The sequence below is a fragment of the Paracoccus onubensis genome, assembly GCF_003591515.1.
GTDB lineage: Bacteria > Pseudomonadota > Alphaproteobacteria > Rhodobacterales > Rhodobacteraceae > Paracoccus > Paracoccus onubensis.
The window spans coordinates 115,797-133,502 of the sequence record NZ_QZCG01000002.1 but is presented as its reverse complement, the minus strand read 5'-3'; the positions used below and the strand labels follow the sequence as shown (position 1 = coordinate 133,502).

Here is a 17,706-nt window from a genome sequence, read left to right as displayed (position 1 = left end):
TTTTTTCAAACTTCCCATTGACGGTCCCCACGACTGGTTATAGTTACCCCGCTCACACCACCTGCCCAGGTGGCGGAACTGGTAGACGCGCACGGTTCAGGTCCGTGTGCCGCAAGGCGTGGAGGTTCGAGTCCTCTCCTGGGCACCAAATAAGCCCGCGCGACCCGATTGGATCGCGCGGGCTTATTCTTTATCTATCGGTGACAAGTCCTGGAACACGCCGGATTATTACCCCCGGAAAACCTCGCGCCTCATCTGGCGCTAACGCGTCGCCATTTTAACCGGAACGGCCTTGGTTCTCTGCGGCCTCACAGTTTCGTCACCACTCTTCCGGCATAAAGCCGCTCCACCTGTTCCGCATGGCACAGCTCGGTCGCCGGCGTCATGACCGCCGCGGATGCAGCGGCAGCACCAAGCGCCAGGGCCTCCTCAACCGATTGTAGCCGGGATATGGCAAGCACGAAACCGGCGACGAAACTGTCGCCCGCCCCGACTGCACTGACGACCGGCACCCTAGCCGCCTCGGCATGCCATGCTCCATCGGCACCGGCAATGACCGAGCCATCAGCCCCGCGTGCCACGATCACCGATTTCGCCGCCCCGTCCTGCACCAGACCGGCGGCAAATGCCGCGCTGTCACTGCGCAGCGGCAGGGAGCGCCCGGCCAGCCCCTCGGCCTCATAGCTATCCATGCGCAGCACATCGACCGGCGTCGACGAACCTGCAAGCGCAAGCAGCGCATCTCCGGAGGTGTCGACCAACAGACGTGCATTGCCGCCTTTCAACCGCACGGTCAGCATCTGCTCGAAACCCGGCGCCACACCCGGGGGGTTCGAACCTGATACGACGACCCAGCCGCCTGCCCGCGCGGCCTCGCCGATTGCCTGCATCATGTCCGACACATGCGCCTTGTGCCATTCCGGACCCGGCATGACGAAACGATACTGGCTGCCCGTCGCGCGATCCCTGACCGCAAGGGACTGCCGCGTCTCGCCCGGCGCGGTCAGGCGGATCACCGACAGCCCGTCGGCCTTCAGCATCTCGGCGATCCGCGTTCCCGTCGCCCCGCCAAGCGCAACCATCGCCGTGGATTGCCCGCCCATGATCTTGATCGCCCGGCTGACATTGATCCCGCCGCCGCCCGGATCGGCTATCGGCTTGTCGCAGCGCAGCTTCTGATCGGGGCGAACCTCGTCAGCCACGGTCGAAAGATCAAGCGCCGGATTCAGCGTGACCGTCAGGATCGGAAGCTGATTCATTCCCACCACCTGTCGATCCGCGCGATATCCGCATCGGACCAGCCGAAATGATGCGCCAGCTCATGCGTCATCACATGACCCACCAATTCGCCCAGAGTCACATTCCCGCGCGCCGCCCATTCATCAAGGATCGGCCGGCGGAACAGCCAGACCACATCCGGCCCACCGGGCTGGTCCGATACCGATTTCTCGGTCATCGGGATGCCGTCATACAGCCCCGTCAATTCGAACGGATCGTCCATCTGCAATTCGTCCAGCATCTCTTCGGTGGCGAATTCCGCCACACGTATCGCAACATTCTGCGCGTGGCCCGCAAACTCCGCAGGCAATTCCGCCAGAACCTCGCGCGCCATGGCCTCTATCGCCGCCGCATCAGGGGCCTTCAGCCCTTCGCAATCGCCCATTGGTCACTCCTTGCTGCCAACGCAGATATGGACAAAAAAGCCCGCCTGTGAAAGAGCGTCCCTCAACAGGAGACATCTGATGACCACCACCCGCTTCGCCCCGTCACCTACCGGCCACATCCATGTCGGCAATCTGCGCGCCGCGCTGTTCAACTATCTGATCGCCCGGAAAGCGGGCGGCACGTTCATTCTGCGATTGGACGATACCGATCAGGAGCGCTCGAAGCAGGAATATGTCGATGGTATCATGCGCGATCTGGAATGGCTGGGTATGCACTGGGACCGGGTCGAGCGGCAATCGCTGCGGCTGGACCGCTACGCCGAGACCGCCGATCAGCTTCGCGCCTCGGGGCATCTTTACGAGGTGTTCGAGACGCCGACCGAGCTGGACCTGAAGCGCAAGAAGCAACTGAACATGGGCAAGCCGCCAGTCTATGACCGGAGCGGGCTGAACCTTACCGATGCGGAGAAGGACAAGCTGCGGGCCGAGGGGCGCGCGGGTTACTGGCGTTTCCGGCTGGACCACGAGCGGATCGAATGGAATGACGGGATCCTGGGCGATATTTCGATCGATGCAGCCTCGGTCAGCGATCCGGTGCTGATCCGCGCGGATGGGCAGGTGCTTTATACTTTCGCCAGCAGCGTGGACGATACCGATATGGGCGTGACCCATGTCGTGCGCGGCGCGGATCACGTGACCAACACAGCCACCCAGATCCAGATCATCCGCGCCATCGGCGGCACGCCGCCCTCATTCGCCCATCACAGCCTGCTGACCGGCGCGAAAGGCGAGGAACTGTCCAAACGGATCGGCGCGCTTTCCCTAAGGGATCTGCGCGATGCCGGGATCGCGCCCGAAGCATTGATTTCGCTGATGGCACGGCTGGGATCGGGCCAGCCGGTCGGGCTGACATCGCTTGACGATCTGGCGGCAGAATTCGACCTGTCGCATTTCGGCGCCTCCCCCACCAAATTCGACGCCGAAGACCTGTGGCCTTTGACGCGCGAGTACAACCAGTCCCTGCCCTTCGATTCCGTCCGCGACCGCATCGCCGAACTTGGCGTTCCCTCGGATCAGGCCGAGCGTTTCTGGCGCGTCGCCTCGCAGAACATCACCACGCTGGACGATCTGAACGGCTGGTGGCGTATCTGCCACGAGGGCGCGGAGCCGATGATCGATGCCGAGGATGCCGATTTCATCGGCGAGGCAATGAAACTTCTGCCTCCTCCGCCCTATTCCGACAGTTCCTGGGGCGAATGGACCGCAGAGGTCAAAGAGGCAACCGGGCGCAAGGGCAAGGGTCTGTTCATGCCATTGCGCAAGGCGGTCACGGGCCAGGCGCACGGGCCGGACATGTCCGAGCTGATGCCGCTTCTGCAGGTCGTCAGGGCACGGGAATAGCGGCGCAAGCATAGCTGCACGGCGGCTTTCCGCAGCGGCTACCTGCTGCCGTGCAAACCCCAAGAAACCAAGCAGGCCAAGCAGGCCCATGTCCTGGCAGCCGCCGCCTGATCATCGGGCAATGAACCGTTGAGGCCTTGCGCAAATGCTCCGTCAGTGATCTCGTCGAGGCTGATGCACCGCATTTGCGTATTGGAGCATACACATGACCGTTGATGTGAAAGCGCCCGAGCAGGGCAAGACCCACCCCGTCCCGGCCCGGACCGGGGCCGGACATGAACGCAATCCCGGGATGGCCCTGACGCCTGAGATGTTCGAAAGCCACGCCGTCAACCGCTCTGCCGCCGAGCGACGGACCGCGACACTTGCTGCGCGGCGCTCGGTGAAAAAGGCGTATCAGGCGGCATGGCTGGTCAACGCCCTGCGCTGCATCGATCTGACCACCCTGGCAGGAGACGATACGGCGGCCCGCGTCCGCCGTCTTTGCGCCAAGGCCCGCAACCCGCTTGCCCCGCATATCAAGGAAGGGCTGGGGCTGGGCGATATGTCCCTGACCACCGGCGCGGCCTGCGTTTATCCGACCATGGTGGGGCATGCGGTCCGCGCGCTTGACGGTTCGGGCATTCCGGTCGCCTCGGTCGCGACGGGCTTTCCCGCCGGATTGATGCCGCTGAACCTGCGGCTGGAGGAAATCCGTTATGCCGTGGCCGAGGGCGCGGATGAAATCGATATCGTCATTACCCGCGAGCATGTTCTGACGGCGAACTGGCAGGCGCTTTACGATGAGATTTGCGCCATGCGCGAAGCCTGCGGGCCAGCGCATCTGAAAGCCATTCTCGCCACCGGCGATCTGCAAACGCTGCGCAATACCTATGCCGCTTCGATGGTGGCGATGCAGGCCGGCGCGGATTTCATCAAAACCTCTACAGGCAAGGAAAGCGTCAACGCCACCCTGCCCGTCAGTCTGGTGATGATCCGGGCGCTGCGCGATTACGGCGCGGTCACGGGTCACAGGATCGGGTTCAAACCCGCAGGCGGCATGAAATCCGCCAAAGAGGCGATCACATGGCAAATCCTGATGAAAGAGGAACTGGGCCGGGAGTGGCTTAACCCTGATCTGTTCCGTTTCGGAGCCTCTTCGATGCTGGGCGATATCGAGCGGCAACTGGAACACCACGTCACCGGGCGCTACGCGTCCTCTTCCCGTCACGCAATTGCCTGAAGGAGCGGGACATGACCACGATCACGGATATTCTGAGCAGCATGGATTACGGCCCCTCCCCCGAAGACAGCAGCATCGCCGGCGATTGGCTGGACCGCCATTCCGCTGGTTTCGGCCATTTCATCAATGGCGCGTTCACGAAACCGGGCAAGACCTTCACCGTCAATAATCCCGCCACCGGCAAAGCGCTTGCCAAGGTCACGCAGGGCACAGCTGCAGATGTGAATGCGGCTGTGGCGGCAGCGCGCAAGGCACAGCCGAAATGGGCGGCGCTTTCCGGGCATGAGCGGGCGAGATATCTCTATGCGCTCGCACGCCATATCCAGCAGCATTCCCGTTTCCTTGCCGTGCTGGAAAGCCTCGACAACGGCAAGCCTATCCGGGAAAGCCGCGACATCGATATTCCGCTTGTCGCCAGACATCTCTATCATCATGCGGGCTGGGCCGAACTGATCGCGGATGAGTTCCCCGGCGCGGAGCCCGTCGGCGTTTGCGGTCAGGTGATCCCGTGGAACTTCCCGCTGCTGATGCTGGCATGGAAGATCGCACCGGCGCTTGCGGCAGGAAATACCGTGGTGCTGAAACCAGCCGAATACACGCCATTGACCGCGCTTGCCTTTACCGAGATCGCCGCCGAATGCGGATTGCCCAAGGGCGTGCTGAACATCGTGACCGGGGACGGCGAGACCGGCAGCGCCATCACCGGGCATGAGGGCATCGACAAGGTCGCCTTCACCGGCTCGACCGAGGTGGGGAGGATCATCCGTCGCCAGACCGCCGGATCGGGAAAATCGCTGACGCTGGAACTGGGTGGCAAATCGCCCTTCGTGGTCTTTGCCGACGCCGATCTTGACGCCGCGGTCGAAGGGGTCGTCGATGCGATCTGGTTCAATCAGGGGCAGGTCTGCTGTGCCGGAGCGCGGATACTGGTCGCCGAAGCGGTGGCCGAACGGTTCGAAACTTTGCTGACGGCACGCATGGCGACCCTGCGCGTGGGCGATCCGCTGGACAAATCCACGGATATCGGTGCCATCGTTCACCCGGTCCAGCTTGATCGCATCCGCGATCTGGTCGGGCAAGGCGTCGCGCAGGGTGCGGTGCTGCATCAGGGTCAGGCCCCCGATGGGTGTTTCTATCCGCCCACACTGGCAACCGGCGTGGAACCGGCCAGCGTGTTGGCGACCGAAGAGATATTCGGCCCGGTCGTCACGCTGACACCTTTCCGCACGCCAGTGGACGCGCTGTCACTGGCGAATAACACCCGCTACGGACTGGCTGCCTCGGTCTGGTCCGAGAATGTGAACCTCTGCCTCGACATCGCCTCGAAGATCAAGGCTGGGGTGATCTGGATCAACTGCACGAATGTTTTCGACGCCGGAGCGGGTTTCGGCGGTTATCGCGAAAGCGGTTTCGGGCGCGAGGGCGGGCGCGAAGGCATGAGCGCCTATCTCACCCGTTCCGCGCCCCGCGCGAAGAAACCCGAAACCGCCCCGCCTGCCCCCGATGCGACGCCTTATGCCCGCGGCCAGACGCAGGGGATCGACCGCACTGCCAAACTGTATATCGGCGGCAAGCAGGCCCGGCCCGACAGCGGCTATTCCTATACCGTCCAGGGGGCCCGGGGACCGGTCGGGCTGACCGGTCTGGGCAACCGCAAGGATATCCGCAACGCGGTCGAGGCAGCACATAAAGCCGCCGGATGGGGTAAGGCCACCGGGCATAACCGGGCGCAGATCCTGTACTACATCGCCGAAAACCTTTCCGCCCGCGGCCCTGAATTCGAAGAGCGATTGCGCAGCTTCGGCGCAGGCAAGAACGCGGCGGCGGAAGAGGTCGAAACCGCCATCCGTCGCTGTTTCTGGTATGCCGCGCAGGCCGACAAGTTCGACGGTGCCGTGCATCAGACCAAAAGCGCCCATGTCACGCTGGCGATGAAGGAACCGCTGGGCGTGATCGGCATCGCCTGCCCGCTGGCATTTCCCTTGCTGGGCTTCGTTTCGACGGTGCTTCCGGCGATTGCGATGGGCAACAGTGTTGTGGCGGTTCCCAGCCAGACCCATCCGTTGGCCGCAACGGATTTCTATCAGGTGCTGGAAACCTCGGATATTCCCGGAGGCGTGGTCAATATCGTCACCGGTCCGCGCGACGATTTGACCAAAACATTGGCACAGCATGACGAAGTCGCGGCAATGTGGTATTTCGGCACCTCGGACGGAGGCCGTATGGTCGAAACGGAAAGCGCCGGAAACCTGAAGCAGACATGGGTCGAGGACGGCGCGGCCCGCGACTGGATGAGCGCCGAAGGTCAGGGCCGCGTGTTTCTGGAACATGCGACACAAGTGAAAAACATATGGGTTCCATACGGCGAATGATTATCTTTGACTGCGACGGCGTACTTGTGGACAGTGAAATCCTGTCCTGCGAAACCGATGCCCGGCTGATGCGAACGGCCGGACACCAGATCACCACCGAAGACATCATCCACCGCTTCATCGGCAGGCCGAAACACGCCATCTGGGCCGAACTGGCCGAAGAGCGCGGGCAACCCTGGCCCTCGGATCTTCTGCAACAGGCCGATGAAATCCTGCTTGAAAGACTGCGGACGGAGCTCAAGCCGGTCAGGGGCATCACCGATGCCCTGCAAAAGCTTGATCTTCCGCGCGCGGTCGCGTCGTCATCTGGCGTCACGAAACTGAAGCTTTCGCTGGAGGTCTGCGGGTTAAGCGATTTCTTCGGCCCTCATATCTATTCCGCCGAGCAGGTTGCCCGCGGAAAACCTGCACCGGATGTCTTTCTTCTGGCGGCATCGCAATTGGGCGCGGATCCTGGGGATTGCCTTGTCATCGAGGACAGTGCGGCAGGTGTCACCGCAGCACGACGGGCCGGAATGCAGGCGCTGGGTTTCACTGGCGGGCGTCATACCTGGCCGACACATGCCGCGCGCCTGCGCGACGCCGGGGCAATCGATGTCATCACGCATATGGAACTGCTTCCCGGCAGGCTCGCAGATTGGAAACGCGCCGCCTGAGAATTCCCCCGACACGCCTTTCCAATCGAACGAATACCTGACTGCAGTATGGCAGCGGACTGCCCCGCGCCTGCCCTGACATTTTATCGCTTGACACGCATACCGACCGGTTGGTATTAACAATGCATGAACAGACCAACCAAACAAGATCCCGACCGGGGCGATGCGCGCACGAGACTGCTGGAGTCCGCGCGTGACGTCATAAGGACCCAGGGTTTCGCCGCCACCAGCGTTGATCAGCTTTGTCAGGCTGCCGGCGTGACCAAAGGGGCGTTCTTCCACCATTTCGCCAGCAAAGAGGCGCTGGGGGTGGCGGCCGCGCAATTCTGGGCGGAAACGACCAGTGAATTATTTGCGAATGCGTCCTATCATGATCATGCGGAGCCACTGGACCGGGTGCTGGCCTATATCGACTTTCGTCGCGATCTGATTGCGGGGGAGCTTGAGGAGTTCACCTGCCTTATCGGCACCATGACGCAAGAGGCATATGCCAAGTATCCCGCAATCCGCGAGGCCTGCGCAATATCGATGTTCGGGCATACCAGCACGCTTGAACCAGACATACAGGCCGCGATGGAGGCAAGCGGGATATCGGGAAGCTGGACCGCCGCAAGCCTCGCACGGCATATGCAGGCGGTTCTGCAAGGTGCATTCATCCTTGCCAAGGCAGGGAACGATTCTTCGCTTGCGATCGAAAGCGTCGACCACCTTCGTCGTTATGTCGAACTCTTGTTTAAAAACCGTCCAAAGGGAGGACAAAATGACTGACACGATCGAACTGGTACTGGACCGGGAATTGAACGCGCCCCGCGCCGCGCTGTGGCGCTGCTGGACCGAACCGGCCTTGCTGGAAAAATGGTTCTGCCCCAAGCCGTGGTTCATTACGAATCCCGTCATTGACCTGCGCCCCGGAGGAGAGTTTTCCTGCGAGATGAATGGTCCGGACGGTGAGAAATTCCCAAATATGGGCGTGTTTCTTGAAATCGTCGAGGGCCGCAAACTCGTGACCACCGACGCATTCACGCCGGGATGGCGTCCACAGGGACGGCCTTTCATGGCCTCGGAAGTCACATTCGAGGATGCCGGCGAGGGCCGCACCCATTATGTCGCCCGCGCCATGCACTGGACCGAGGAAGCCCGGAAGGAACATGAGGAAATGGGCTTTCACGAAGGTTGGGGTGCCGCAGCAGATCAGCTGGAGGAATTGGCGAAAACCTTGTAGGGGAGGTGAAGATGAACCCGACTATCTATCTGTTTTTCAAGGGTAACTGCCTTGAAGCGATGAATCACTATGCCGAAACACTGGGCGGCGAGATCGCCTATGTCTTCCGAAATGGCGATGCAGAGCCGGACATGCGCATGCCGGGCGGCGAGGATATGGTGATGAATATGGGCATGAAGCTTGATCAGTCGATGATCATGGCCTCGGACAATTCCGAAGACATGTATGACCGGCCGCAGGGCTTCTATGTTCAGCTAGAACCTGCTTCGCTGGAGGAGTTCGACCGCATTTTCGCGGCATTGTCGAAAGATGCGCAGAATATCAACATGGAACCGGCGGAAACCTTCTGGGCCGAACGGTTCACCATGTTCCGCGACCGTTTCGGCACGCCCTGGATGCTGAACTTCACCGGATCGAAAGCTCAGGGGAGCAGCCCGGAATGAAGGCAACGGCACATTTCAGGGTCCACCGGAACGCCGGGAAGATCTTCTGTCCCGCATTTGCCTGACAACCGGAGCAGAGGGATGATTCTTTGCCGCGGATGCGCCGCGGACAATTTCACCCTGCCCGGCCAAGAAATGACTGCCGTGACATTCGCGTAATATTTTGAAATCCTGCTACCCGGCGTCATGCGCGGCAAAATCGGCTTCTTGCGCCATGAATTTGTGCCGCGCATGAAAACGCGCCAGTTCCTTGCCGGTCGGGGCCTGCCCGGAATATATCCGGACATAGCCGGGAATCCGATCCATCCGGGTTTGCAGGCTTTCAGTCACCTGCATCGAGATATAGCCGATCTGGGTCAGGTAAACCGTGCGCGCCCGCGTGTCGGCATCTGTTGTCGCATAACCGAAACGCTCGAACATCGCGCGGATCGCCGCCAGACGGGTTTCATCGGCGGCATTGACACGCTCTGCGACGGAATCCGACCGATGCGCCCAGCCCCTGATGGCAAAATCCAGACGCGGTTCGAACAGGTTTTCATCTATGAACACGCCGATCAGGTTCAGCACCGCCTCGGCAGGGGTTTCGGCATAGGCTTCGCAGGCATCGACGAAAGCCCCGGTATTCTTCGCCTCCCATTCCTGCAGCAATGCATCCAATAATGCGCGCCGATCCTTGAAGAACCAGTAAAAACTGGTGCGGGAAATGTTCAGCCGACTCGCAAGCGGCTGGATTTTCACCGAATCCAGCCCTGTCTCCACCAACGCCTGTTTCGCCGCATCGAGCCAGAGTTCGCGCGACCCGCGCCAGCCCGAGGTTTTCGGCTCATCCATCTTGTCGTTCACCGCATCCATGCCCGTATCATAGATGCGGAGTTCCAGCCGAACAAGAAAAATGTACATCAATGATTTTGAATTTGACAGTTATGAACATTTCTGGAATCTTCCCATAAAGCCAAGGGAGGATGCCATGTCCAGCGACCCACTCCTTCAGCCATATCAGCTCAGGCATCTGACGCTGAAAAACCGGTTGATGATCAGCAGCCACGAACCGGCCTATCCCGAAGACGGAATGCCCAAGGAACGGTATCGCGCCTATCATGCCGAACGGGCGCGGGCGGGCGTGGCCCTGACCATGACGGCGGGGTCGGCCTCGGTTTCGCGGGACAGCCCGCCGGTATTCAACAACATCCTCGCATGGAAGGACGAGGTGGTAGGCTGGATGAGGCAACTGACCGACGAATGCCATGACCACGGCTGCGCGGTCATGATTCAGCTCACCCATCTGGGACGCCGCACCCGCTGGGACAAGGCGGACTGGCTGCCGGTGATTTCGCCGGGGCATGAGCGAGAGCCGTCGCATAAGGCATTCCCGAAGAAAGCCGAGGACTGGGACATCGCCCGAATCATCGAAGATTACGCGGATGCGGCCGAGCGGATGCAGGCGGCGGGGCTGGACGGGATCGAGTTGCAGGCTTACGGCCATCTGATGGATCAGTTCTGGTCGCCGCTGACCAATGATCTGGACGGGCCTTATGGCGGCAATCTGGACAACCGGCTGCGCTTTACCTTCGATACGCTTAAGGCGATCCGCGAACGGGTCGGGCCGGAATTCATCGTCGGTATCCGCTATACGGGCGACGAGGATCTGCCCGGCGGGCTGACCCGGACAGACGGGCTGGAAATCTCGCACCGGCTGAAAGATTGCGGCATGGTGGATTTCCTGAATGTCGTCAAAGGCCATATCGACACAGATGCCGGGTTGACCGATGTCATCCCGGTGCAGGGAATGCGATCCGCGCCGCATCTGGATTTTGCCGGGGAAATTCGGGCCGAAACCCGGTTCCCGACCTTCCATGCTGCCAAGATCCAGGATGTCGCGACCGCGCGTCATGCGATCGCAAGCGGCAAGCTGGACATGGTCGGCATGACCCGCGCACATATGGCCGACCCTCATATCGTCACCAAGATCATGCGCGGCGAGGAAGAGCGTATCCGCCCCTGCGTCGGCGCGAATTACTGTCTTGACCGGATTTATCAGGGCGGCATGGCACTGTGCCTGCACAATCCCTCGACAGGGCGGGAACTGGAGCAGCCTCACCAGATCCCGCAGGCGGATGAAAAGCGCCGCGTGGTCATTATCGGCGCCGGACCGGCGGGGCTTGAGGCTGCGCGCGTCGCCGCCGAGCGCGGTCATGAAGTGATCCTGCATGAAGCCGCGAGCGACCCCGGAGGACAAATTCGCCTGACCGCCCAGACCCCGCGCCGGGCCGAGATGATCCAGATCATCCAGTGGCGTTTCAGCGAATGCGAGCGGCTGGGAGTACGTTTTCATTTCAACAGCTTTGCCGATGCCGATACGGTGCTGGAAGACAAACCCGATGTCGTGATCGTGGCGACCGGAGGACTGCCGCATACTGAATTGCTGGAGGCGGGCAACGACCTGGTTGTCTCAAGCTGGGATATTCTCTCGGGCGATGTGCGTCCCGGCTCGAACGTGCTGATCTATGACGATGCCGGAGATTATCCGGCGCTTCAGGCCGCCGAGAAGATTGCGGCGGCTGGCGCGAAAGTCGAGATCATGACCCGGGACCGCAGTTTTGCGCCTGAAGTCATGGCAATGTCATTGACTCCCTCGATGCGCGAGCTTCAGAATCGCGACGTTATCTTTACCGTGACGTGGAAGCTCGACGCGGTGCGGCGCGACGGCAACGAATTGCTGGCCATGATCGGCAGCGATTACGGCGGTGTTACCAAAGAGCGGCGGGTTGATCAGGTTGTTGTCAATCACGGCACAAGGCCGCTGGACGACATCTATTTCGAGCTTCGCCCCGGTTCGATCAATTTGGGCGAGGTGGATTACGAAGCACTGATTGACGGACGCCCGCAGAAGGTCGCGCACAACCCGGAGGGCGGCTATCAGCTTTTCCGTATCGGCGATGCCGTCGCGGCTCGGAACACGCATGCCGCGATCTATGACGCGCTGCGGCTGGTCAAGGAAATCTGACCCGCAGCGCACCCGACAAACCCGGAACCGCCATCTTCCACTGGATTCTTCGCGCCTGCAAAGGTATCCGGGCCGATATTGACCCTCCCCGATCCGGGAAACGGAAACATGCTGGACGATATCGACGATACCGAAATTCACCCGCTTTTCGCAGGCGCGCCCTCGTCAACCGAGTTCCGCAAGCTGCGGAAACGGCTGGTGCGCGAGGCCCGCGCGGCGATTGACGATTACGGTATGGTCCGACCCGGCGACAGGTGGCTGGTCTGCCTGTCGGGCGGCAAGGACAGCTATACCCTGCTGGCTGTGCTGCACGAATTGAAATGGCGCGGGGTATTGCCGGTCGATCTGCTCGCCTGCAATCTCGACCAGGGTCAGCCCGGCTTTCCGGCGACCGTGCTGCCAGAATTCCTGTCGGATCGCGGCGTCGAACATCGGATCGAATATCAGGACACCTATTCCATCGTGACCGCCAAGGTCCCGCAAGGCCGCACCTATTGCGCCCTGTGTTCGCGGCTCCGCCGGGGGAATCTTTACAGAATCGCGCGAGAGGAAGGATGCTCGGCGGTGGTTCTGGGACATCATCGTGATGACATTTTGGAAACATTCTTCATGAATCTGTTTCACGGCGGGCGCCTGGCGACCATGCCTCCGAAATTATTGAACGAAGAGGGAGATTTGACCGTTCTTCGCCCGCTGGCCTATGTGGCCGAGGACGATTGCGAACGGTTTGCCCGTGCCATGAATTACCCCATTATCCCCTGCGATCTTTGCGGCAGCCAGGAAGGGTTGCAGCGAATGCAGGTCAAGAAAATGCTGGACGAATGGGAAATGCGCAGCCCCGGCCGGCGGCAGGTCATGTTCCGCGCACTCAGAAATCTGCGTCCCTCGCATATGCTTGATCCTCAGCTGTTCGATTTCGCTTCGCTGTTTCCCAAGGAAAGGTCACCGCATTAACGGATCGAAAATCTTTCGCCTTTAAAACCGGTCGTCAGAGATACCGAAAGGGCCGGCATGGCGACAGAGTTTTTGAAAACCGGATGGACCAGGCTGCGCCAAGGCGTCGCAACGGCGGTGTCGATACGACGGCCGGGCAGCTATCTTTTGCTGTTCCGCCTCGAAAGCATGGCGCTTTTGACCCGCGTCCTGAACAAATCCGAACATGAGCATGTCCTGTCAAGAATATCCACCCGGATCGATGAGGCATTAAAATCCGATCTGACCCATCCGGCCCCTCCCGGTTTCTTTGCGGTCACGCTGACGGGAATCCCGAAAGCGGAGGCAATGACCGCAGCGAGGCATGCGCAATTGCAGGGCGAGCGCATGCTGGCTGTATCGGGGCGAATGATCACTCCGGTCCTGAGCGGGCTGGTCATGCCGAACGCGGAACATCCGCACAATCAGACGGCTCTGATCGCGAAGGGATGTCGGATTCTGGAATGGATGGAAAGCAGCCTTCTGGGGCGGATCAGATTTTCGGATCCGATCGGCGGCGACGCGGTTTCACCCGTCGCGCAACCGGATCACGACGATTCATTCTTACCTTTATTTCAACCGGTTATTTTCTGTTATTCAGGTCGCGTGACCGGCTTTGAATTGCAAGGCGGCAAATTTGGTCACGTCGCAAATATGGACAGTCTGCTTTCCGATCTGCAAACCGCGAATGATCGCAGTTGCGAGATCCCGGTCCTGCCGGCACTACACGAGGCACGGAAGGCGCTGCATTTCTGGGACAAGGCCGATGCCGATATCCCGCGCCTCTCGATCAATGTGCCGGATGCGGAACTTCAGGCGCCGGATTTTGCCAACCGGGTGATCGATGAACTGATGCGTATGAAACTGCCCCCCGTCAGGCTGGTCCTGCGAATCGGCGGAAGCGAAGGATCGGACCGGGCTTCACCGTCATTGCGTGCCAATCTGCGGAATTTGCGCGAGATCGGATGCCGGATCGAACTGGGCGGTTTCGGCATCGGTCATAACGGGTTGGATCAGGTCCGCCAGCTTGCCGTGAATTCCGTCCGGATCGACCATAGTTTTGTCTTCTGCTGCGATATGGATCCCGTCCAGCAGCGGACGGTTCGCGCCATACTGGCCATGGCCAAGCAGATGGAGCTTTGCACGATCGCCGAGGGCGTTGAAAGCCCTGAAGAATATACCTATCTCGCCCAATCAGGCTGTCAGGAGGCGCAGGGATGCGCCATTGCTCCGCCCATGCTGCTGGAGCAGACTCTGGACTTCCTTGCCCGACAACGTGAAAAGGCGATGTCGCTTTCGGATACCCGCCGCGAGAAATTTGGTTGAAGCGATCATTCCGATGACGAGCCTGCAAGATCAATTTTGCTTACAAAACCCATAAAATGGGCGATAGCGCTTGACCTTTGATGGCCCCTTCTGTTGAACCGGCGCGACTGACGCGAATACGGTGGTAACGGAATGCAAGACAATAACCGCAATCTGATCCTGGCGACTGTTCTGTCGTTCCTGGTGATCCTGATCTGGTACACCGTCTTCGCCCCAGAGCCACCCGTGCAACAACCCGAGCCGCAGGTGGCCGAGCAAACCGCGGATGACACCGCGACACCACCCGCAGACTCTGGCGCAGGTGACCCGGCAACCGCCGATCTTGGCGAGGAAGGTGATACCCCGCAAGCCGGCCGCATCGATATCTCTTCATCGGCACTGCAGGGCTCGATTTCCCTGGCTGGTGGCCGGATCGACGATCTGCTGCTGAAAAAATATCAGGAAACGCAGGCCAAGGACTCGCCCAATGTCCGGCTGCTGTCGCCATCCTCCGCCACGGCCGATCCGTCGCTGGATACAACCGGCTCCAAACCCTATTATACCGTATATGGCTGGATTCCGGGTTCCGGCGTCGATCCTGCGCTTGTCCCGACCCCTTCGACGATCTGGAAAGTCGAGTCCGGTGACACGCTCGCGCCCGGAAAGCCGGTGACGCTGGTCTGGGACAATGGCGCCGGCCAGACTTTCCGCCGCGTGTTCGAACTGGACGACAATTACCTGTTCACCGTCAAGCAAAGCCTCCGGAATGACGGAGATACCGCGTTCAATGCCGCACCTTACGGAATCATCGCCCGGCACGGTCGCCCCGACACCACCAATTTCTTCATCCTGCATGAAGGTGCGGTCGGGATGCATGACGGCAAGCTGCTTGAGATGAAATATGACGACATCACCGAGCTTGATCCCGTCGAACGCGAAGGCCGAGCGGATGTCGTCACCGTCGAGGAAAACGGCTGGATCGGCTTTACCGACAAATACTGGATGACGACACTGGCCCCGGCGCCGGGCCAGTCCTTTACCTCGGTTGTGAAATATGCCGAGAATTCGGATATCTATCAGACCGAGGCGCGTTACCCGATGCAAACGGTTCAACCGGGCAGCGAGGCATCTGCGCAAAGCTATCTGTTTGCGGGCGCGAAGGTCTGGGAAGTCATTCGCAACTATCAGGAAACACCGGGAATCGAACGTTTCGTCGATGCGATCGACTGGGGCTGGTTCTATTTCCTGACCAAGCCGATCTTCCAGCTTCTGCACTGGCTGAACGGACATCTCGGCAATATGGGCTGGTCGATCATCGCTCTGACCTTCATCCTCAAGCTGCTGGTCTTCCCGCTGGCGCGGAAATCCTACATCTCCATGGCCAAGATGAAGGAGCTCCAGCCACAAATGGAAGCAATCAAGGAACGTACCGGCGACGACCGGATGAAGTTCCAGAAAGAGGTGATGGCACTTTACAAGAGTCAGAAGGTAAACCCCGCCGCGGGCTGTCTGCCAGTGCTGTTGCAGGTGCCGATCTTCTTCTCGCTTTACAAGGTGATCTTCGTCACCATCGAATTGCGCCACGCGCCCTGGATCGGCTGGATCCGCGACCTGTCGGCACCTGACCCGTCAAGCCTGCTGAACCTGTTCGGTCTGCTGCCCTTTGCCGCCCCTGCGCAAGGGACGATGCTACATTCCCTGTCGCTGCCGATTCTGGCAATCCTGCTGGGGGTCAGCATGTGGATGCAGCAAAAGCTGAACCCGGCGCCGACCGATCCGGCGCAGAAAATGATCTTCGCCTGGATGCCCTGGGTCTTCATGTTCATGCTGGGCGGCTTCGCGTCGGGACTGGTGTTGTACTGGATTACCAACAACACGATCACGATCATCCAGCAATATTCGATCATGTCGATGCATGGGCACCGGCCCGATCTGTTCGGCAATATCAAGGCCTCCATGCCGAAACGACCCCGAAAGGATAACCGCAAATGACCGCGCGTCTGGCCCATATCCGCCGCCATCCGATCAAATCGATCGGCGGCGAGGGGCTGGAGCGCGTGGCTTTGAACCCTGCGCAGCGCTTGCCGGGCGACCGGGAATGGGCGGTATTGACCGAGGCCGGCGAACGCAATGCCCGCGCCAGCGAAACCGATGGTGAACCGGATCGCTGGCTGCCGAAAGCCTGCTTTATCCGTGGCGTATCCTCGTCCCCGGTTCAGGCGATCAAGGGAAGCTGGCAAAATGAGCGCATCGCCCTTCGCCACCCCGAACGCCCGGCCCTGAGCTTCGATCCTGCATGCGAAGGCGACAAGCTGGTCGAATGGCTTCGCCCGCTATGGCCGACGAATGCTCCGCCGCCCACGCGGCTGATCAGGGGCGCGGCAATCTGGACCGACCAGAAATGGCCCTGGGTCTCGGTTCTGTCGCTGGACAGCCTGGCCGATCTGGAGACGCAGACGGGACAACGTTTCGGAATCGACCGCTGGCGGGGTAATTTCTGGATCAAAGGATGGGAGCCCTTTGCCGAGCGTAATCTGATCGGCAGCACCTTCCATATCGGCGCGGTGGAATTGCGGGTGACACAACATATCACCCGCTGCGAGGCGACCAGCGCGAATACCGATACCGGCGACGTCGATATCGATATGTTGGGCACGTTGGGGCAACTTTATGGCCATACGGATTTCGGTGTTTTCGCCGAAATCATTTCGGGCGGGGAAATCGCCATCGGCGATCCGGTCGCATGAAAGTCACGTTTTCCGTCGTACCCGAGCCGGAACGGGAAGAGGCCGAGGCCGCGCGCCAGCTTTTCGCGGGGCCAGTGGATTTCCTGAAAGGCGTGGTCGCCATGAACGGCCTGCCCCCCGCCGACCGGCCAGAGGTTTGTTTCGCAGGGCGCAGCAATGTCGGGAAATCCAGTCTGATCAATGCACTGACCGGTCGCAAGGGACTGGCACGCGCCTCGAATACACCGGGGCGCACCCAGGAAATCAATTATTTCACATTAGGCACGCGCAGTTATCTGGTGGATTTGCCCGGCTATGGCTTTGCCAAGGCACCGGTTCCGGTCGTACAGAAATGGCAAGCATTGCTGAAAGCCTATCTTGGTGGCCGCCCTACCCTGCGCCGCGCCTTCTGCCTGATCGATTCGCGCCACGGCATTAAACCGGTGGATCATGAGATCATGACATTGCTGGACCGCTCTGCCGTGCCATTTCAGGTCGTACTGACCAAGGCCGACAAACTGGGGCCGAACGCGATCAAACCTGTGCTGGAACAGGTGGAAACCGAGTTGCAAAAACACCCGGCAGCATTCCCCCAGCTCCTCGTGACATCGGCGGACAAGGGACAGGGAATCGCCGGTCTGCGAACCATCATTGCCGGGCTGGACTGACCGGCACCGCCGTCATACGCTCGCCATCGTCACTCAGAGGCCAGTATGAGA

The 17,706-nt window shown here is 60.5% G+C and carries 16 protein-coding genes and 1 tRNA gene; 14 read left to right on the top strand and 3 right to left on the bottom strand.

Features of this window, described 5'->3' with window-relative positions; genetic code table 11:
- The first annotated feature begins 63 nt into the window (after positions 1-63).
- A tRNA-Leu gene (locus tag D3P04_RS03125) sits at positions 64-148 on the top strand.
- A 160-nt stretch (positions 149-308) separates the two neighbouring features.
- Here D3P04_RS03125 and D3P04_RS03120 read toward each other — a convergent pair.
- Positions 309-1,259: a 1-phosphofructokinase family hexose kinase gene (locus tag D3P04_RS03120; protein WP_119745870.1), complete on the bottom strand. Its 951-nt coding sequence runs from the start codon at positions 1,257-1,259 to the stop codon at positions 309-311.
- Complete coding sequence (locus D3P04_RS03115; RefSeq protein ID WP_119745868.1) at positions 1,256-1,663, bottom strand: metallopeptidase family protein; 408 nt, start codon at positions 1,661-1,663, stop codon at positions 1,256-1,258. The genes D3P04_RS03120 and D3P04_RS03115 overlap by 4 nt, the downstream gene beginning before the upstream one ends.
- 79 nt (positions 1,664-1,742) lie before the next feature.
- Between D3P04_RS03115 and gltX the strand changes: the two genes are divergently transcribed.
- The 7 genes from gltX (at position 1,743) to D3P04_RS03080 (ending at position 8,980) form a co-directional block, all read left to right on the top strand.
- Positions 1,743-3,065, top strand: coding sequence for a glutamate--tRNA ligase (gltX, locus tag D3P04_RS03110; RefSeq protein WP_119745866.1), 1,323 nt, complete (start codon positions 1,743-1,745; stop codon positions 3,063-3,065).
- A gap of 292 nt (positions 3,066-3,357) precedes the next feature.
- Positions 3,358-4,287 (top strand): deoxyribose-phosphate aldolase, encoded by a 930-nt coding sequence (gene deoC / locus D3P04_RS03105; RefSeq protein ID WP_232844885.1) that lies wholly within the window; start codon positions 3,358-3,360, stop codon positions 4,285-4,287.
- An 11-nt stretch (positions 4,288-4,298) separates the two neighbouring features.
- Entirely contained in the window at positions 4,299-6,659 is a 2,361-nt protein-coding gene (locus D3P04_RS03100) for an aldehyde dehydrogenase family protein (protein WP_119745863.1), read from the top strand.
- The gene (locus D3P04_RS03095) at positions 6,656-7,315 is read left to right on the top strand and encodes an HAD family hydrolase (protein WP_119745861.1); all 660 of its coding nucleotides are present in this window, start codon (positions 6,656-6,658) and stop codon (positions 7,313-7,315) included. The genes D3P04_RS03100 and D3P04_RS03095 overlap by 4 nt, the downstream gene beginning before the upstream one ends.
- A 126-nt stretch (positions 7,316-7,441) precedes the next feature.
- Entirely contained in the window at positions 7,442-8,083 is a 642-nt protein-coding gene (locus tag D3P04_RS03090; RefSeq protein WP_119745859.1) for a TetR/AcrR family transcriptional regulator, read from the top strand.
- Positions 8,076-8,537 (top strand): SRPBCC family protein, encoded by a 462-nt coding sequence (locus tag D3P04_RS03085; RefSeq protein ID WP_119745857.1) that lies wholly within the window; start codon positions 8,076-8,078, stop codon positions 8,535-8,537. Before D3P04_RS03090 ends, D3P04_RS03085 begins: the two co-directional genes overlap by 8 nt.
- An 11-nt stretch (positions 8,538-8,548) precedes the next feature.
- Entirely contained in the window at positions 8,549-8,980 is a 432-nt protein-coding gene (locus D3P04_RS03080) for a VOC family protein (RefSeq protein WP_119745855.1), read from the top strand.
- 174 nt (positions 8,981-9,154) lie between these two features.
- On the opposite strand, the gene D3P04_RS03075 is transcribed toward D3P04_RS03080, so the two are convergent.
- Complete coding sequence (locus D3P04_RS03075) at positions 9,155-9,811, bottom strand: TetR/AcrR family transcriptional regulator (protein WP_408634353.1); 657 nt, start codon at positions 9,809-9,811, stop codon at positions 9,155-9,157.
- Between the two features lie 136 nt (positions 9,812-9,947).
- Here D3P04_RS03075 and D3P04_RS03070 point away from each other — a divergent pair, with 136 nt between their 5' ends.
- From D3P04_RS03070 to yihA, 6 genes are all read left to right on the top strand, one after another.
- Complete coding sequence (locus D3P04_RS03070) at positions 9,948-11,984, top strand: NADH:flavin oxidoreductase (protein WP_119746492.1); 2,037 nt, start codon at positions 9,948-9,950, stop codon at positions 11,982-11,984.
- Positions 11,985-12,092: 108 nt separating this feature from the next.
- Positions 12,093-12,938, top strand: coding sequence for a tRNA 2-thiocytidine(32) synthetase TtcA (gene ttcA, locus D3P04_RS03065; RefSeq protein ID WP_119745851.1), 846 nt, complete (start codon positions 12,093-12,095; stop codon positions 12,936-12,938).
- Positions 12,939-12,995: 57 nt separating this feature from the next.
- The gene (locus tag D3P04_RS03060) at positions 12,996-14,282 is read left to right on the top strand and encodes an EAL domain-containing protein (protein WP_119745849.1); all 1,287 of its coding nucleotides are present in this window, start codon (positions 12,996-12,998) and stop codon (positions 14,280-14,282) included.
- Positions 14,283-14,414: 132 nt separating this feature from the next.
- Entirely contained in the window at positions 14,415-16,253 is a 1,839-nt protein-coding gene (gene yidC / locus D3P04_RS03055) for a membrane protein insertase YidC (RefSeq protein ID WP_119745847.1), read from the top strand.
- The gene (locus D3P04_RS03050) at positions 16,250-17,008 is read left to right on the top strand and encodes an MOSC domain-containing protein (protein ID WP_119745845.1); all 759 of its coding nucleotides are present in this window, start codon (positions 16,250-16,252) and stop codon (positions 17,006-17,008) included. Before yidC ends, D3P04_RS03050 begins: the two co-directional genes overlap by 4 nt.
- A complete protein-coding gene (gene yihA / locus D3P04_RS03045; RefSeq protein WP_119745843.1) occupies positions 17,005-17,655 on the top strand; it encodes a ribosome biogenesis GTP-binding protein YihA/YsxC in 651 nt (216 codons plus the stop codon). The genes D3P04_RS03050 and yihA overlap by 4 nt, the downstream gene beginning before the upstream one ends.
- Positions 17,656-17,706: the final 51 nt, after the last annotated feature.

Bases quoted from the DNA above. Each gene is read 5' to 3' on its own strand.
- D3P04_RS03100 (WP_119745863.1), top strand. From the start codon at position 4,299: ATGACCACGATCACGGATATTCTGAGCAGCATGGATTACGGCCCCTCC.
- deoC (WP_232844885.1), top strand. From the start codon at position 3,358: ATGGCCCTGACGCCTGAGATGTTCGAAAGCCACGCCGTCAACCGCTCT.
- D3P04_RS03095 (WP_119745861.1), top strand. From the start codon at position 6,656: ATGATTATCTTTGACTGCGACGGCGTACTTGTGGACAGTGAAATCCTG.
- D3P04_RS03070 (WP_119746492.1), top strand. From the start codon at position 9,948: ATGTCCAGCGACCCACTCCTTCAGCCATATCAGCTCAGGCATCTGACG.
- yidC (WP_119745847.1), top strand. From the start codon at position 14,415: ATGCAAGACAATAACCGCAATCTGATCCTGGCGACTGTTCTGTCGTTC.
- D3P04_RS03085 (WP_119745857.1), top strand. From the start codon at position 8,076: ATGACTGACACGATCGAACTGGTACTGGACCGGGAATTGAACGCGCCC.
- D3P04_RS03090 (WP_119745859.1), top strand. From the start codon at position 7,442: ATGAACAGACCAACCAAACAAGATCCCGACCGGGGCGATGCGCGCACG.
- ttcA (WP_119745851.1), top strand. From the start codon at position 12,093: ATGCTGGACGATATCGACGATACCGAAATTCACCCGCTTTTCGCAGGC.
- D3P04_RS03050 (WP_119745845.1), top strand. From the start codon at position 16,250: ATGACCGCGCGTCTGGCCCATATCCGCCGCCATCCGATCAAATCGATC.
- D3P04_RS03075 (WP_408634353.1), bottom strand. From the start codon at position 9,811: ATGGATGAGCCGAAAACCTCGGGCTGGCGCGGGTCGCGCGAACTCTGG.
- D3P04_RS03115 (WP_119745868.1), bottom strand. From the start codon at position 1,663: ATGGGCGATTGCGAAGGGCTGAAGGCCCCTGATGCGGCGGCGATAGAG.
- yihA (WP_119745843.1), top strand. From the start codon at position 17,005: ATGAAAGTCACGTTTTCCGTCGTACCCGAGCCGGAACGGGAAGAGGCC.
- gltX (WP_119745866.1), top strand. From the start codon at position 1,743: ATGACCACCACCCGCTTCGCCCCGTCACCTACCGGCCACATCCATGTC.
- D3P04_RS03080 (WP_119745855.1), top strand. From the start codon at position 8,549: ATGAACCCGACTATCTATCTGTTTTTCAAGGGTAACTGCCTTGAAGCG.
- D3P04_RS03060 (WP_119745849.1), top strand. From the start codon at position 12,996: ATGGCGACAGAGTTTTTGAAAACCGGATGGACCAGGCTGCGCCAAGGC.
- D3P04_RS03120 (WP_119745870.1), bottom strand. From the start codon at position 1,259: ATGAATCAGCTTCCGATCCTGACGGTCACGCTGAATCCGGCGCTTGAT.